Source organism: Halobacillus halophilus (genome assembly GCF_020171985.1).
Taxonomy (GTDB): Bacteria; Bacillota; Bacilli; order Bacillales; family Halobacillaceae; genus Halobacillus; species Halobacillus halophilus_A.
In genome coordinates this window covers 496,526-510,754 of record NZ_JAIVAL010000001.1, presented here as the reverse complement: position 1 = coordinate 510,754, position 14,229 = coordinate 496,526, and the positions used below count along the sequence as shown (strand labels likewise).

Annotated in this window: 15 protein-coding genes; 7 read left to right on the top strand and 8 right to left on the bottom strand. The window is 40.5% G+C overall.

Annotation, left to right across the window (positions count from 1 at the left end):
* The first annotated feature begins 23 nt into the window (after positions 1–23).
* The 3 genes from LCM11_RS02630 (at position 24) to LCM11_RS02620 (ending at position 2,076) form a co-directional block, all read left to right on the top strand.
* Positions 24–152, top strand: a complete 129-nt coding sequence (locus LCM11_RS02630; RefSeq protein ID WP_224892718.1) for a YpzI family protein — start codon at positions 24–26, stop codon at positions 150–152.
* A 26-nt stretch (positions 153–178) separates the two neighbouring features.
* The gene (locus tag LCM11_RS02625; RefSeq protein ID WP_041601354.1) at positions 179–331 is read left to right on the top strand and encodes a small acid-soluble spore protein P; all 153 of its coding nucleotides are present in this window, start codon (positions 179–181) and stop codon (positions 329–331) included.
* A gap of 413 nt (positions 332–744) precedes the next feature.
* On the top strand, positions 745–2,076 hold the full coding sequence (locus LCM11_RS02620; protein WP_224892717.1) for an amino acid permease: 1,332 nt from the start codon (positions 745–747) through the stop codon (positions 2,074–2,076).
* Here LCM11_RS02620 and LCM11_RS02615 read toward each other — a convergent pair.
* Both LCM11_RS02615 and LCM11_RS02610 read right to left on the bottom strand, forming a co-directional pair.
* Positions 2,059–2,688: a LysE family transporter gene (locus LCM11_RS02615; protein ID WP_224892716.1), complete on the bottom strand. Its 630-nt coding sequence runs from the start codon at positions 2,686–2,688 to the stop codon at positions 2,059–2,061. The genes LCM11_RS02620 and LCM11_RS02615 overlap by 18 nt on opposite strands.
* Before the next feature lie 118 nt (positions 2,689–2,806).
* Positions 2,807–3,049 carry a hypothetical protein gene (locus LCM11_RS02610; protein ID WP_224892715.1) on the bottom strand — a complete coding sequence of 81 codons (243 nt, stop codon included), beginning with the start codon at positions 3,047–3,049 and terminating at the stop codon, positions 2,807–2,809.
* Between the two features lie 121 nt (positions 3,050–3,170).
* Between LCM11_RS02610 and LCM11_RS02605 the strand changes: the two genes are divergently transcribed.
* A complete protein-coding gene (locus tag LCM11_RS02605; protein ID WP_224892714.1) occupies positions 3,171–3,395 on the top strand; it encodes a DUF3892 domain-containing protein in 225 nt (74 codons plus the stop codon).
* Positions 3,396–3,462: 67 nt separating this feature from the next.
* Here the strand turns inward: LCM11_RS02605 and LCM11_RS02600 are convergent, their stop codons facing one another.
* The 5 genes from LCM11_RS02600 to LCM11_RS02580 all read right to left on the bottom strand — a co-directional run bounded on the left by LCM11_RS02600 (position 3,463) and on the right by LCM11_RS02580 (position 8,947).
* On the bottom strand, positions 3,463–4,824 hold the full coding sequence (locus LCM11_RS02600) for an aldehyde dehydrogenase (RefSeq protein WP_224892713.1): 1,362 nt from the start codon (positions 4,822–4,824) through the stop codon (positions 3,463–3,465).
* Positions 4,825–4,838: 14 nt separating this feature from the next.
* On the bottom strand, positions 4,839–5,765 hold the full coding sequence (rnz, locus tag LCM11_RS02595; RefSeq protein WP_224892712.1) for a ribonuclease Z: 927 nt from the start codon (positions 5,763–5,765) through the stop codon (positions 4,839–4,841).
* 253 nt (positions 5,766–6,018) lie between these two features.
* Complete coding sequence (gene namA / locus LCM11_RS02590) at positions 6,019–7,035, bottom strand: NADPH dehydrogenase NamA (RefSeq protein WP_224892711.1); 1,017 nt, start codon at positions 7,033–7,035, stop codon at positions 6,019–6,021.
* Between the two features lie 2 nt (positions 7,036–7,037).
* Entirely contained in the window at positions 7,038–8,192 is a 1,155-nt protein-coding gene (locus LCM11_RS02585) for a glycosyltransferase (RefSeq protein ID WP_224892710.1), read from the bottom strand.
* On the bottom strand, positions 8,192–8,947 hold the full coding sequence (locus LCM11_RS02580) for a glycerophosphodiester phosphodiesterase (RefSeq protein WP_224892709.1): 756 nt from the start codon (positions 8,945–8,947) through the stop codon (positions 8,192–8,194). The genes LCM11_RS02585 and LCM11_RS02580 overlap by 1 nt, the downstream gene beginning before the upstream one ends.
* A gap of 81 nt (positions 8,948–9,028) precedes the next feature.
* On the opposite strand from LCM11_RS02580, the gene LCM11_RS02575 reads away from it, so the two are divergent.
* On the top strand, positions 9,029–10,645 hold the full coding sequence (locus tag LCM11_RS02575) for a M20/M25/M40 family metallo-hydrolase (protein WP_224892708.1): 1,617 nt from the start codon (positions 9,029–9,031) through the stop codon (positions 10,643–10,645).
* A 40-nt stretch (positions 10,646–10,685) separates the two neighbouring features.
* Here LCM11_RS02575 and LCM11_RS02570 read toward each other — a convergent pair whose 3' ends face one another.
* Positions 10,686–12,215, bottom strand: a complete 1,530-nt coding sequence (locus LCM11_RS02570; protein WP_224892707.1) for an AbgT family transporter — start codon at positions 12,213–12,215, stop codon at positions 10,686–10,688.
* A 223-nt stretch (positions 12,216–12,438) separates the two neighbouring features.
* On the opposite strand from LCM11_RS02570, the gene LCM11_RS02565 reads away from it, so the two are divergent.
* Both LCM11_RS02565 and LCM11_RS02560 read left to right on the top strand, forming a co-directional pair.
* A complete protein-coding gene (locus LCM11_RS02565; protein ID WP_224892706.1) occupies positions 12,439–13,404 on the top strand; it encodes an MBL fold metallo-hydrolase in 966 nt (321 codons plus the stop codon).
* 7 nt (positions 13,405–13,411) lie between these two features.
* On the top strand, positions 13,412–14,206 hold the full coding sequence (locus tag LCM11_RS02560; protein WP_224892705.1) for an SDR family NAD(P)-dependent oxidoreductase: 795 nt from the start codon (positions 13,412–13,414) through the stop codon (positions 14,204–14,206).
* Positions 14,207–14,229: the final 23 nt, after the last annotated feature.

The following is a 14,229-nucleotide window of genomic DNA, read 5'->3' as shown; positions in this document are numbered from 1 at the left end:
AAGAGTGAAAGGAGGATATCTATATGGGTAGAGATCGACAAGAAAAGAAATTAAAAAAATCAAGAAAAGTGGAGTCTGACCGGGATCAGCAATTGAGTTATCCAGGGGCTACTGCTATGGAAGGTCCTGAAGAAGCAAGAAAGCGCAAATAAATTCAGTTTAAGCAGGAGGGTAAGCAATGTCCCCAAGAAAAAAAGGACCTAAACAGCAAACTAAACCTAATTTGCCAACAGGCCCCGACCAGCCTTATGGAACTCCTATTGAGGGTTCGCATAAAGTTAAAAACCAAAACCATTCCCGTCAAAATCAGAAAACCTCTCATGATATGTAATAGAAAAGGCAGCTCAGCTGCCTTTTCTACTGCATTCATTAAACATTTATGCGGGTATTACATATAACTTTATTAAACTTAAGGGCCGAATTGTTGAAGACTCGAATTCGAGATAATTCGGTGCCGTTACTCATTTAGAGAGGGGCACGGCTGTGGAAAGAACTCGCTTTCCTGCGTCGAGCAGGGCCGGAAAGCCAATTCGTCCTCCGCAGGGCCTTCCGCTCAAAAATTGTGTCGAAACTGAGTCTTTAAGTAACGGGAGCTTATCTTTCATAAGTTATAACTAGCATTAAAGGTATTGATTCGTTAATTTTCTCTCTCGTATGAAAACAGTAGTAGGACACATACTATTTTAAAATTGCTTCATAAATGCGGTTTTTCTATTTAACTATATTGGAAGGAATTACCCTCGTATGGACAAACAGGAATCAACTGAAAACAAAAAGATTCAATGGTGGCAGCTTTCATTAATTGGAGTAGGGTGCACAATTGGTACAGGTTTTTTCCTTGGTTCTGCTCTGGCAATGAAAAGAGGAGGGCCGGCCGTACTTCTCATCTTTTTGCTTGCTGCTATCGGAACATATGTAGTATTTGATGCCTTATCAGCTATGACAGCCGAGGATCCTCAGAAAGGATCCTTTCGGGCTTATGCTAAAAAAGCTTATGGGAGATGGGCGGGATTCACCAACGGATGGGTTTACTGGTCTTCAGAACTGCTTATAATGGGAAGTCAGTTGACAGCTTTAGCCATCTTTGCTCAATTTTGGTTTCCTAATGTCCCGCTTTGGGTTTCCTCAAGTGTATTTGGTGTTTTGGGGATCGGTGTTATTATTACCGGTGTGTCGGGTTTTGAACGATTTGAAAATATATTTGGTGTTATGAAAATAGCGGCAATTTTAATGTTTATCATTATTGCTTTTCTAGCTGTAGGGGGAGTTTTAAAAGGCGGGCAGCCTGACCCCTCGTTCACATGGGATAATAAAGGATTACTTCCACTCGGTATAACCGGACTATGGGCTGCATCTATTTACGTCTTCTACAGTTTTGGCGGAATTGAAGTTATGGGTATTATGGCGAATGAACTAAAAAATCCGAAAGATGCTCCTAAGTCGGGAACATTTATGATTTCATTACTTACCACGATTTATGTAGTATCCATAGGTCTCGCATTATGGCTTGTGCCTTATACTAAATTTAATGGGGATGAGAGTCCATTCATTACCGCTTTAAGTAAGTATGATCTATCTTTTGTGCCCCATGCATTTAACGGTGCTTTAATTATTGGAGGTTTTTCCACTATGGTAGCCTCACTGTACGGAATCACTACCATATTAACTTCGTTGTCAGAGGATGGAGATGCTCCTAAATTCTTCTCTAGGACAGGTCCTAGAAAAGTTCCTTATTATGCCGTACTGTTGACTATCGGTGGGTTGATTGCTTCCATAATAGTTGCTTTGCTACTCCCGGAGAAGATATATGAATACTTAACCACAGCAGCCGGCCTCATGCTTTTATACATCTGGCTGTTTATCCTGTTTTCATATAACAAAATTATGGAGTTAACTTCATTTAAACGTGTAAAACGACTAATAGGACTAGTTTTGATTTTGCTTGCCGTTTCGGGAACTTTATTAAATAAAACAAGTCGAATCGGTTTTTTTGTGAGCATAGGTTTTTTACTGGTTATTGGTATTGTAACAATGATTATGAATAAGAAATGGAAGCATTCAGAAATGGAAGAGTAATTGGAAGGCTTGAAAACCGAAATAAGCGGCAAATCCCAGTAAGCTCAAGCCTGAAAGAATTGAAATTACTCGAAGCAGACTGGGGGTTAGTACTTTTCTAAATCCGCTAGACAAAGAAGCCATAAATACATCCCATATCATTAAACCTAGAAGGACAGCGCCTCCGTAGAGCAGAACCTGAGCCAAGTTATAACGATGAATGGAATCAGCAAGTATGCTCCCATAAATACCTAACCAAAAAAGAATGGATAACGGGTTGGTAATGGCTAGCAGAAAGCCATTAATGAACGTTTTCTTTAAAGATTCTCTACTTCTCAGCTCTCCAATCCCAATATCTTTAGTACCTTTAAAGCTTTCAAAAGCCGTATAAGACAACACAAATGCTCCGAATAACCACAGAAATGATTTCATTAATGGAATTTCTAAAAAATGGACAACTCCAAAAAACACACATAGGATAAAAAATAAATCAGCAACAATAGATCCTAACCCAATAGCCCAGGAATGAAGAAAACCGTTTTTAATCCCCTGGTCGATTTGTGCAGCGTTTATAGGACCGATTGGCGCGGCAAGCGATAACCCTAGTAAAATGTAACTAAAAAAAACCCCCATTACGACACTCCCTCTTGAATGGCTTGTCCTAAATATATTCAGTGTCGTAAAGGGTTATGTAATAAGGATAAGGAAAGTTATGTAAATATACCACTGCTCAGCACAGTGGTATAAATGTTTAGTTAGAAGCTTGATAAGTTTCTACAATTAGGCGCAGCAAATCGCTAGCCCGCTGAATTTCTTTCTGATCGGTCTCAGAAATTAGGTCAGGAGTATGCATGAATTCATTAAGAGCTTCTTCGGCAATCTTCACCTGCTGCTGTGCTTCTGCAAACCCGGTTTGACTCTCCTGCATACGTTCAACTGCTTGCTTAGCATGGGCTAAATGTGCCTTCACGTGTTCAAATTGATTGAGGGGCAAGGTTTTTCCTCCTATTTTTTATCTTTAATTTAAACTATAATTTCATTATTTATACCCTTTAAACGTTTAATCCTTATAATTCAATAGAATGGATACATACTAAAAAAAAGGAGGTCATGACATGGCGGAACAAATCATCGCAGTGAGGAAAAATGGAGAGGGAAGTATTGTGGAAATGAAGTTATCATCAGGCAGAATTGTAGACTATCACGAGGCTCATCAAATGGCTAGAAATGGTGAACTGGAGAATGTGAATCTGATTCGAGGTAAAGATGGAGAAGATCATCTGCGTAGTCAGCCAGATGGGGAACTCGACAATAATTTAGATAATCTTCCATCTTTTTAATGTAAGGTATCAAACAAAAAAAGATCAAGAGCGTGACCTTAACTAGCCGCTCTTGATCTTTCTATACTTATCCTAGAACCTTCTTGATGATAGTTAATCCAAAAGAGGAGCCAGGGTACCTGAATTTTTGGTCAAACTTAGTCGTTTGTTTCGTGATACTCTTCAAATGGGTAAAGGTGTCAAAGCTTGCTTGTCCGTGATAGCTTCCCATTCCACTCTCTCCTACTCCTCCAAAAGGAAGGTGGGGGTTTAAGATATGGTATAGGGTATCATTAATACAGCCACCTCCGAATGGAATGGAGGTCATAATTTCTTCCTGATCTGTTTCGCTTTCCCCAAAGTAATAAAGAGCTAATGGCTTTGGACGATTATTCACTTGGCTGATCACTTCGGATAAATGATCAAACGTCAAAATCGGAAGAATTGGACCGAATATTTCATCCTGCATGACAGGGTCAGACCAATTTACCTGATCCAGAATAGTAGGTTCAATCATTTGACGCTTTTCATCTAAAGAACCTCCGGAAACCACCGTTCCTGCAGTTAGATAGGAAGAAATTCGCTCGAAGTGCTGGTCGTTCACGATTTTTACATAATCCGGATTCTCCAAAGGCCGATCCCCGTAAAATTCATGGATATACTTTTTCATAGCCTGAATTAGTGGTGCCTTTACTTCATGATGGACTAGCAAGTAATCAGGAGCAATACACGTTTGGCCAGCGTTAGTAAATTTCCCCCACACGATTCGCTTGGCAGCAAGGTCAATAGCAGCGTCCTTATTAATAATCGCCGGACTCTTACCACCCAGTTCTAACGTTACGGGAATCAGCTGGTTACTGGCTTTCTCCATAATTTTTCTTCCAACAGGTACACTTCCTGTGAAAAAAATGTAATCAAGCGGCTGTTCCATTAGTTCCTGCGTCACTTCTTTATCCCCTTCAACTACGGCAATATAGTTAGGTGAAAAGTACTGTTCTACCATTTTTTTTATGACCCATGAAACCGTCGGAGTAAGTTCAGACGGCTTAATGATAACAGTATTACCCGCCGCAATAGCTCCAAGCACTGGAGCAAGAGCCAGTTGGAATGGATAATTCCAGGGGGCAATAACCAGAACCGTTCCATAAGGCTCTTTATAAATCATATTTTTAGAACCTTTATGGGTTAAGGGTGCTTTGACCTTTTGAGGTGCCATCCATTGTTTCAAGTGTTTCACATGATGGTCTATTTCACTTTTTAAAAAAGCTATTTCAGAGACGTACGCTTCGAATTCAGACTTGTTTAAATCAAATTTTAGTGCTTCGATGATTGGTTTTTCAAATGTTCCAATCATTTTCTTTATGCGTAGAAGCTGATCTTTCCGGAACTGATAACTTTTCGTGTGACCTTCGTCGTACCAGCGCTTTTGCTGTTGAACAATGGTTTGCATGACAATTTCCTCCTTCACGTATTACGTGTAATAGGGTACTGAAAAAAATCATACGCTATTTGCGTATGTGCAAATATAGCTCTTGCTTCCGTTTCAAGCTGCTTCAACGAGCTCCCCTGATAGCGGGAGGAGATATGATTAAGAATAAGCTCTCTTACATTAGCCTCTTTTGCAAGAGTAGCGGCCTGGTGTACCGTGGAGTGAAAGTAATCGTAAGCCATCTGATTTTCATCGCTTGCAAAAGTAGCTTCATGAACAAGTACATCTGAATCTTTAACTTTATATTTTAAACTAGGGATATAGCGAGTGTCTCCCAGAATTGATATTTTTCTACCTTTTTTGGGAGGTCCTAAAACATCTTTTCTATAAATGATCTCTCCATTTTCCAACCGTGTTTGAGATTGACTCTTAATTAATTGATAGATAGGTCCGGGTTCAAGACCCCTCTCTTTAAGTTTAGATGGCATAAGCTCTCCAATTTTGTCTTTTTCACTTAAAATATAACCATAGCTTTCCAGCCCATGCTGCAAAGACACAGCTTCGACTACAAACTGCTCGTCTTCAAATAGCATGCCTTCTTCAACTTCCTCAACATGAAGAGGATAGCGTAAATGTGTGCCGCTAATCTGTAGACTAATGTCGATATACTCTTTTAATCCTCTCGGGCCGTAAACGGTTACAGGAGTTTCGCCCCCCTGGAAAGAACGGCTGCTCAGCAGGCCGGGTAGCCCGTAAATATGATCACCGTGAAGGTGAGTTATAAATATTACCTCAATCCTTCTTGGTCTTAGATTTGTATGTAAGATCTGTTGCTGTGTTCCTTCTCCGCAATCAAATATCCAAGTAGTTCCACGTTCTTCCAACATGCGGAGGGCGAGGGAAGAAACATTTCTTTCCTTTGACGGAACTCCGGACCCTGTACCTAAAAAAAATAGTTCCATTAGAACTCCCTCCTACTAATCACATCATACCACCTGAAGCCTATTAAAACACTTACTATCAGAGAAATGTTACTTATGGATATCATACAATATAGTGAGAGGCTATTTTTAAAGCTTTATAAATTTTCCCTGAGTAATCCTCAGATTATAGGCGCGTTTTTACTTAGATTCACGAATCCAAGTTATTTAATAAAATAGTTTTCTCAAGCTTTGCATGAATCAGGGGCACAAGATTCTGCTGATATCAAATGATTCACCACGCTCTGTTATATTGTCTAGGTCCTTCAAGTTTGTATCCAAGTTCATCTGCTGCTTGTTTTGGCCAGTAAGGGTTCTTTAACAACGAACGAGCTAGAAAGATGAGATCAGCTCGTTCATTTCGTAAGATTTCTTCTGCCTGATTACCACTTGTAATCAGCCCCACCGCTCCGGTGGCAATTCCTGCTTCAAATCTTATCTTCTCGGCATATTTAACTTGATAACCTGGGTAGGGCTCGATAGGTGCGGGTACAACTCCTCCAGAGCTCACATCAATCAAATTGACACCTTGAGCTTTCATTTTTTCAGCAAAGTAGATAAAATCCTCCATTTTATTTCCATTTTCATGATATTCTGCTCCGGAAATTCTAACGAACAATGGTCCTGTCCATGTATCTCGTACAGCATCAATAATTTCGGATAAAAATCTATAACGTTTCTCACGAGAACCACCATATTTATCCTTCCTGAAATTGGTGAGAGGAGACAAAAACTGGTTAATTAAATATCCATGCGCTCCGTGGAGCTCAATAATATCAAACCCTGCCTCTTTTGCACGTTGTGCACCTTCTTTGAAAGATTGAACCGTAGAACTGATTTTCTGTTCATCCATCTCCACAGGTGTTTTTAGGGACTCGTTAAAGGGTGCAGCGCTTGGAGCATATATGTCACTATGCAAATTAGCTTTCCGCCCTGCATGAGCAAGCTGGATTCCTGCCTTTGCCCCATGACGGTGAATGGATTCAGTCAGAGTAGATAGACCTTCAGTATGATCATCAGACCAAATTCCAAGGTCTTCATGTGAAATTCGTCCTTCAGGAGTCACCGACGTTGCTTCAGTCATAACAAGACCAACTTGGCCGGCAGCCCGGCTTTCATAATGGGCTAAGTGAAAAGGCTGAGTATGTCCATCCTGATTATGTGAAGAGTACATACACATAGGGGACATGACTATCCTATTTTTCAAGGTTACATTTTTTATGGTATAGGGTGAAAATAATAAATGTTTCAAAACTATTCCTCCTTAGAGTTACGATAATATTTCTTAAGCTCCTTTAATGAATAGCGACTACCACGCCACTCAATACCGCCACGAAGAAAAGTCAGAACCAGTGCTCTAGAGAGCATATAAATAAATAACACGGCGAAAATGGGCAGTCCTAAGACAATCCATTTGGAATATGTAGTAAGGTGCCGCGTGGTTAACGCATATAAATAAAATAACAAACCGATGATAAAAGCACTAACTATTTGAAGTGGAAGATGGCTGCTCCAAATGGTGATAAACGGAAGAATTTGAGAAGTAAATACACCTGCGATGGCTAGCAGAGCAAACAAAACGGAATAATTCAAACCGGCAAACGCGTTTTTTTCGAAACCCTTAAAAGCAGAAGGAAGGTCAGGGTACCACTCCACAGATAAGCTTCGTAATGCGGTCACCAGGTTCTGTCTGTAGCCTGCTTTTTTAATGCGCAGACCCATGGCTAGATCGTCATCCGGTCTGAAACGAATCGCATGGTGACCCCCAATTCCTTCATAACATGCTTTAGTCAGAAGTTGAAAAGCACCTACCCCCATCCCCCCTTTTTGGGAGGGGTGATTAGCTGTCCAGGGCCGTTTTAAATATCCAAATCCAAAAAGGAAGAACGAAATTAACCCTTTTAGAAAAAAAGAACCGGCCCTGAGATTGGGGGCAGCGGTTAAATGATCCAGGTTTTCATTTTTTAAATAGGTGACAGCTTTGGAGACCACATTTTCATGGAAGTAGATGTCCGCATCGGTAAATAATAAGTAGGTTCCCTTAGACTGTTGCGCTCCTATATGGAGGGCATGGTTCTTACCCAGCCATCCGGATGGTAAGCTCTCAATCGTGATAGCGTGGACATTTGCATGCTGATCAGCGAGGTTTTCAATAATAGAGCCAGTCGAGTCAGTAGATCGATCATTGACGGCCAGGATTTCAAGATTCACGTATTTTTGCTCCAGAAGAGTTTCGACAGTCTGTTTAATGGATTTTTCCTCATCTTTAGCCGCAATAATAATGGATATTAGTGATTTTTCATCTTTGAAGGGCAGATGGTCAATTGAAGGCAGAGTTTTAAACCCCTTTTGAAAATCGACAAGGATTATCGTCCAGAATACGAAGATCAATGTTAATAACCAGAACATTAGAAGAACCCTTTCCTGTTGTTAAGAATAAGCTTTCGATATTCCAGTGCCTGATGGGGAAAATCAGTAAAAATACCATCAATCCCTAATTGATAACATTTCTTCATATGAGAAGGGCGATTGACTGTATAAACCCGCAGATTTAACTTTTCTTTTTGACAGCTTTTGACTAATTTTTTATCTAATAATCGGTGCTTAACATGAAGAGCATCTGCTCCTAAAGACTTTGCATAGTCCGGGAGATTAATCATCTTCGTAGAGGTTAGAAAAGCCGTTTTAATGGAAGGGTTAATCTGCTTCATACGGATAAGGGTGTCCGAATTAAAACTGGAAATAACGGTCCGTTCGACTACATTATATTTCTTTAAAGCTTCATAAACGATTCTTTCAATATCTTTATATTCAATTACATTTGTTTTTAATTCTGCATTAAGAAACATAGGCTGCTCCTTGAACCATCGAAGGAATTCGTCTAATGTTACAATATAACAATCAGAAAATTCTGGGGAAAACCAGCTTCCAGCATCAAGCAGGCGCAGTTCTGTATATGTATAATCCTGTACAAATCCCGTGCCGTTTGTTGTTCTGCGTAAGTTTTCATCATGAATAAGCACTGGAATTTGATCCTTCGTTAACTGAATGTCTGTTTCAATCCCTTCAGCTTGAGCGGAGCGAGCTAATTCAAAAGCGGCCATCGTATTTTCCGGTGCAAGGGAGCTTGCTCCCCGGTGAGCGTAGATAAGTGTTGTATTCATAAAGTTCACCTCTTATTCAGGTTGGACCTTGAGTTTGATTGTGTTCGAAAAACCAGAAAAAGTCAATAAGGAGTGTAAAACATGGGACAGTGGCAGACAAAAGAACAGTTAACCGATCTACTATGTTCATTAGTAGAATATCCAAGTATTACAGGGAGTAATGCGGAGATCGCAATTATTGAATACTTATATTATATTTTAGAAGATCGTAAATATTATCAGGATCATCCTGAACACTTAAACCTTCACCCTTTGGATGACGGACGACAGTTGTTAACTGCCCTTGTAAAACAAGGAGAAGCAAAAGATACAATTGTTCTCATTGCCCACGCAGATGTGGTTGGTGTCGAAGATTATGGATCCTGGCAGAATTTGGCTTTTTATCCCAAAGAATTAACACAGGAGCTTCATAAAAACCCTAGCGTGCTGCCTAAAGATGCCGCAAAGGATTTATTGACAGGAGACTGGTTATTCGGCCGCGGAATTATGGATATGAAAGCAGGATTAACCCTGCACCTTTCAATGTTGGAAAAAGCAATGGAAGGGGAGTTTGATGGAAATTTACTGCTTGTAGCTGTACCTGATGAAGAAGTCAATTCGGAAGGAATGCTAGCCGCTTTGCCGGCTCTTGCAGAGATAAAAGATAAAGAAAATCTGATTTATAAAACAGCCATCAATGGAGAACCAATGTTTAGCAAATATCCAGGTGATCCAGCTAATTATCTATATACGGGATCAATTGGGAAGACACTCCCCGGTTTCTTCTGCTACGGGAAAGAAACTCATGCCGGCGAGCCTTTTGCTGGTCTGAATGCTAACTTGATGGTCAGCTATATTGCACAGGAGATGGAGTTGAACGAAACTTTTATTGAACAGGTCGATGGGGAAAGAACACCTCCTCCTATTAGTCTAATGCAGCGTGACTTGAAGCATCATTATTCCGTTCAAACGCCACAGTCAGCTGTAGCAATGTATAATGTCTTATATATGAAGCAGACCATTGAACAGTTGAACGAAAAATTGTTACTGGCTGCCCAGCGTGCCCGTGCTAAAATCATTAATCATTACCATCACCAGGCCTCTTTTTATTTAGAAGGCACGCAAACGTCGAATTTTTCACCGGAAATTCAGATCCTGACCTACGAACAATTATACAAAGAAGCGGTTGAACGGTATGGGACGAGGGAAGTGGAGCGTCGGCAAAACCGCCTGATTAATCAACGGGATGAAGGAGACCGTGATTTTTCTACGAGTCTTGTGCAAAATCTTGCTTCACTATGTAAAGATATCAGTCCAATGATTGTTTTATTCTACAGCCCTCCTTTCTATCCATCGGTGTCTTCTCAACATGACCCGCTTATCCAAAGCGGTGCGAAAAAGGCTATCGAGACAGCTCGCAACAAATTTGGAGTGAAGCTGACTGAAGTGGAATATTTCACAGGGCTTTCTGATTTGAGCTTTATTGGACCGGTGTCTATGAAATCTTCCATTGATCATTTACTTAATCAGATGCCTATACAAGGAAAAGGGTATGAATTGCCTGCTAAAATTATGGAAACCATTACGATGCCTATCATAAATATTGGGCCACGTGGCAGAGACGCCCACCAGTGGACAGAACGACTTGAACTAACCTACAGTTTTGATAAGCTTCCAGAGATCTTAACGGAAACAATCCATCATTTTTTTAAATCATAAAAATGGCTGGATGCTGTCAGGCATCCGGCCATTTGTAATGTTAATTGTTCGGTTCATAAAAGAAGCCGGCATCTGGACCAATCGGATATCCAGTCAGCATCCAAATGAATAGCATAACGACCCAAATAATAAAGAAACCAATGGAATAAGGGAGCATGGTCGAAATCAAAGTTCCGATTCCTACATTTTTATCGTACTTTTGAGCAAACGCAATTACTATGGCGAAATATGGCATCAATGGTGAAATGATATTCGTAGTTGAATCGGCAATTCTGTACGCTAGAGTAGTCAGCTCAGGTGAGTAGCCAAGCTGCATCATTAATGGAACAAAAACCGGTGCCATAATGGCCCATTTTGCGGAAGAGCTTCCTATAAACAGGTTTATGAAAGCCGCCACGAATATGAACGCGATAATCAAACCAATTCCATTCAAACCAATAGCATCCAGGAATTCAGCTCCACTTACAGCGATTACTTTCCCCATATTGGTATGCGTGAAATACGCAACAAATTGCCCTGCTGTAAAAGCAAGAACAATATACATTCCCATGGTCGCCATTGTATCTGACATTTGATTGGCGACATCTTTATCATTTTTAATTTCTTTTGTTATCTTTCCATAGACCAAACCAGGAATAAAGAAAATGAGCAGGATAATAGGTACAAGACTATGGAAGAAAGGGGAGGCAAGAAAGTCGTCAGGATTTCTCATCGGACCCCAAGAAGGGACTACAAGGAGAGACAGTAGTGCTATTGTGATGATGAGCGCCAGAAGTGCTCCAAGCATTCCTTTCTTTTCAAGTTTCGTTACATAATTGACCTCTTCTTTCACTCCGCCTTGGTAAGTTCCAAGTCTTGGTTCAACGAGTTTATCCGTTATAAGTGTTCCAACAAGAGTTAGCACAAAAACAGACACAATCATAAAATAATAGTTCATAGTGTAAAGAATATTTTCTGCATAGGCAGGGTCAATGGTTTTGGCGGCCTCCTTTGTTAACTCACCGAGTAAGGGATCCAGCGAAGTAAGAAGCAAGTTAGCGCTGAACCCGGCAGATACACCGGCAAAAGCTGCAGCTAATCCAGCTAAAGGATGACGGCCTAACCCGGCAAATAGAACAGCACCAAGCGGCGTAAGCACTACGTAACCTGCGTCTGCAGCCATACTTGACATGATGCCTCCAAATACAAGAGCAGCTGTCATGAAAGAACGTGGCACAGAGGTCACCAGCCCTCTTAGCATTGCGCTGATAAGACCGGATCTTTCAGCCACTCCGATTCCCAGCATTGTAACTAGAACGGTTCCAAGTGGAGCGAATCCTACAAAGTTCTCTACCATACTTTCAAAAATGTATTTGATTCCTTCGCTAGATAATAAATTGGTAACTTCAAGAGTATCTCCAGTTGCAGGATCTTTTACTTGAATACCAATAGTTGAAAAGATCCAGGAAGCTAGTATGACAAGAAAAGCAAATATAGCAAATAACGTTACCGGGTGGGGCAGTTTGTTTCCCACACGTTCAATCCAGTCCAGTATACGTACGGTACGACTTCTATTTTCTTGGTGTTCCATGAGTTTCCTCCTTAAATTAACAAGGCTAATAATTTTACAATAACGCGTTAAAGTATAATAGCTGGAGACATGGATTTGAAGACTTCTTGAAAATGTTTCACTAGAAAGAATATTATAAATTAAAAAAATAGTAGAGATATTTTTGAAATCAGCAGGAAACTATCACGAAAGCGTGCTACAATGGTTATAAAATGAATGTTCATTCAGTTTGGAGGATTTCCGAATGAAAACCTTAAAAGATGCTATTTATCAAATAACACTCCCAACCCCTTATGCAGTGGGAGACGTACACCTTTACTTGCTGAAAGGCGATCGACTCACTCTGGTAGATGCAGGAGTGAAAACCGATGCTGCCTGGAATGAATTAATAATTCAGTTAAAAGAACTGGGTTACAGCCCCCGTGATATAGATCAGATTGTACTAACCCACCACCACCCGGATCATATGGGATTGATCGAACATTTTCCTAATCTGAGCACTGTTGCTGCTCATCCCAAGTTAAAACCATGGCTTGAAAGAGAAGAAGCTTTCTTTTTGAGATATGAGGAATTTTTTTACCGAATGTATAAAGAATCGGGGGTGCCGGAGCAATATTTAGGATTGCTCAAGTCTCTTCGTAAGCCCTTGAAATGGAGCGCAGAAGGCACACTGACATTTGAACTTTTGGAAGGAGACAGGATTCCAGGGCACGAGGAATGGGTAACAATAGAAACCCCTGGACATGCTCAGAGCCATATCTCGTTTTATCGACAGGCTGATGGATCCTTCATTGGCGGTGATCATCTGCTTGCTCACATCTCTTCCAATCCGTTGTTAGAACCTCCTTACGGGATGGAGAAAGATCGTCCACGTCCCCTTCTGCAATACCGGGCTTCTATGGAGAAATTATTGGATAAAAATATTCAAATGGTTTATCCGGGCCACGGGAAGACGTTTCAGAACACAGATGAACTAATCATTCAGCGTCTTAAAAAGCAGGAAGAGCGTGCACTGAAAGTCCTGAATATGTTTGAAGAAGAGAGATTATGTGCATATGATGTATGCAGGCTTTTGTTTCCCAAACATATAGAAAGTCAGTTTGGCCTGACGATGTCTGAAACGATAGGCCAGTTGGATTACTTAGAAAACAAAAGAGCAGTGATCGCCGAATATTCAGGTGAACAAAAATATTATTATGTAAACAGGTGATGGTTATATGAATGAATTGGTTAAAGGTAAAAAAGTTTTAATAACGGGAGCTTCAAGTGGAATTGGTAAATATTTAGCTATACATGTGGCACGTGAAGGTGGTACACCTATTTTAGTTGCTAGGTCTGCCGATCGCCTTGCCATTATAAAAGAAAAAATAGAAGCCGCCTTTTCCGTACCTTGTTATTGGTACAAAGCTGATTTATCTAACGATGCCGAATGGAAAGATGTTATTGATCAAATCTGCTATGATCACGGATCAATTGATGGATTGATAAACAATGCAGGGATGGCTGTTTTCGATCTAGTTTCAGAAGCAAAGTGGCAGGATATCGATCGAATGCTTTCCATCAACGTAAAATCCCTATTTCGAACTACTCATCAATTGCTCCCTCATTTCCTGCAGCAAGGGAGAGGACACATAATAAATATAGCTTCTCAAGCTGGCAAAATAGCGACTCCAAAGTCCTCTGTATATGCAGCTACCAAACATGCCGTCATAGGTTTTACCAATGGTCTCCGTATGGAAGTGGAAAGCCAGGGAGTTTATGTGACGTCTGTGAACCTTGGGCCCGTACGTACGAATTTCTTTAATCAGGCAGACCCTACAGGAGGCTATGAAAAAGCAGTAGATCGATTTATGCTGGATCCAAATAAAGTAGCGGCTAAGGTAGTTGATCACTTATTCTCTAAACAGAGAGAGATTAACATGCCAGGCTGGATGAATTCAGGTAGTAAAATGTATTCTTTCGCCCCTGCTTTTCTGGAAAAAGCAATGGAACGCCAATTCAATAAAAAATAATGTTTTTAACTTTCCAGTGGGTG

Excerpts from the sequence above, each read along its gene's own strand:
- LCM11_RS02620 (WP_224892717.1), top strand. The coding sequence starts at position 745 with ATGGACAAACAGGAATCAACTGAAAACAAAAAGATTCAATGGTGGCAG.
- LCM11_RS02605 (WP_224892714.1), top strand. The coding sequence starts at position 3,171 with ATGGCGGAACAAATCATCGCAGTGAGGAAAAATGGAGAGGGAAGTATT.
- LCM11_RS02600 (WP_224892713.1), bottom strand. The coding sequence starts at position 4,824 with ATGCAAACCATTGTTCAACAGCAAAAGCGCTGGTACGACGAAGGTCAC.
- LCM11_RS02625 (WP_041601354.1), top strand. The coding sequence starts at position 179 with ATGTCCCCAAGAAAAAAAGGACCTAAACAGCAAACTAAACCTAATTTG.
- LCM11_RS02560 (WP_224892705.1), top strand. The coding sequence starts at position 13,412 with ATGAATGAATTGGTTAAAGGTAAAAAAGTTTTAATAACGGGAGCTTCA.
- rnz (WP_224892712.1), bottom strand. The coding sequence starts at position 5,765 with ATGGAACTATTTTTTTTAGGTACAGGGTCCGGAGTTCCGTCAAAGGAA.
- LCM11_RS02580 (WP_224892709.1), bottom strand. The coding sequence starts at position 8,947 with ATGAATACAACACTTATCTACGCTCACCGGGGAGCAAGCTCCCTTGCA.
- LCM11_RS02630 (WP_224892718.1), top strand. The coding sequence starts at position 24 with ATGGGTAGAGATCGACAAGAAAAGAAATTAAAAAAATCAAGAAAAGTG.
- LCM11_RS02585 (WP_224892710.1), bottom strand. The coding sequence starts at position 8,192 with ATGTTCTGGTTATTAACATTGATCTTCGTATTCTGGACGATAATCCTT.
- LCM11_RS02615 (WP_224892716.1), bottom strand. The coding sequence starts at position 2,688 with ATGGGGGTTTTTTTTAGTTACATTTTACTAGGGTTATCGCTTGCCGCG.
- LCM11_RS02570 (WP_224892707.1), bottom strand. The coding sequence starts at position 12,215 with ATGGAACACCAAGAAAATAGAAGTCGTACCGTACGTATACTGGACTGG.
- LCM11_RS02575 (WP_224892708.1), top strand. The coding sequence starts at position 9,029 with ATGGGACAGTGGCAGACAAAAGAACAGTTAACCGATCTACTATGTTCA.
- LCM11_RS02565 (WP_224892706.1), top strand. The coding sequence starts at position 12,439 with ATGAAAACCTTAAAAGATGCTATTTATCAAATAACACTCCCAACCCCT.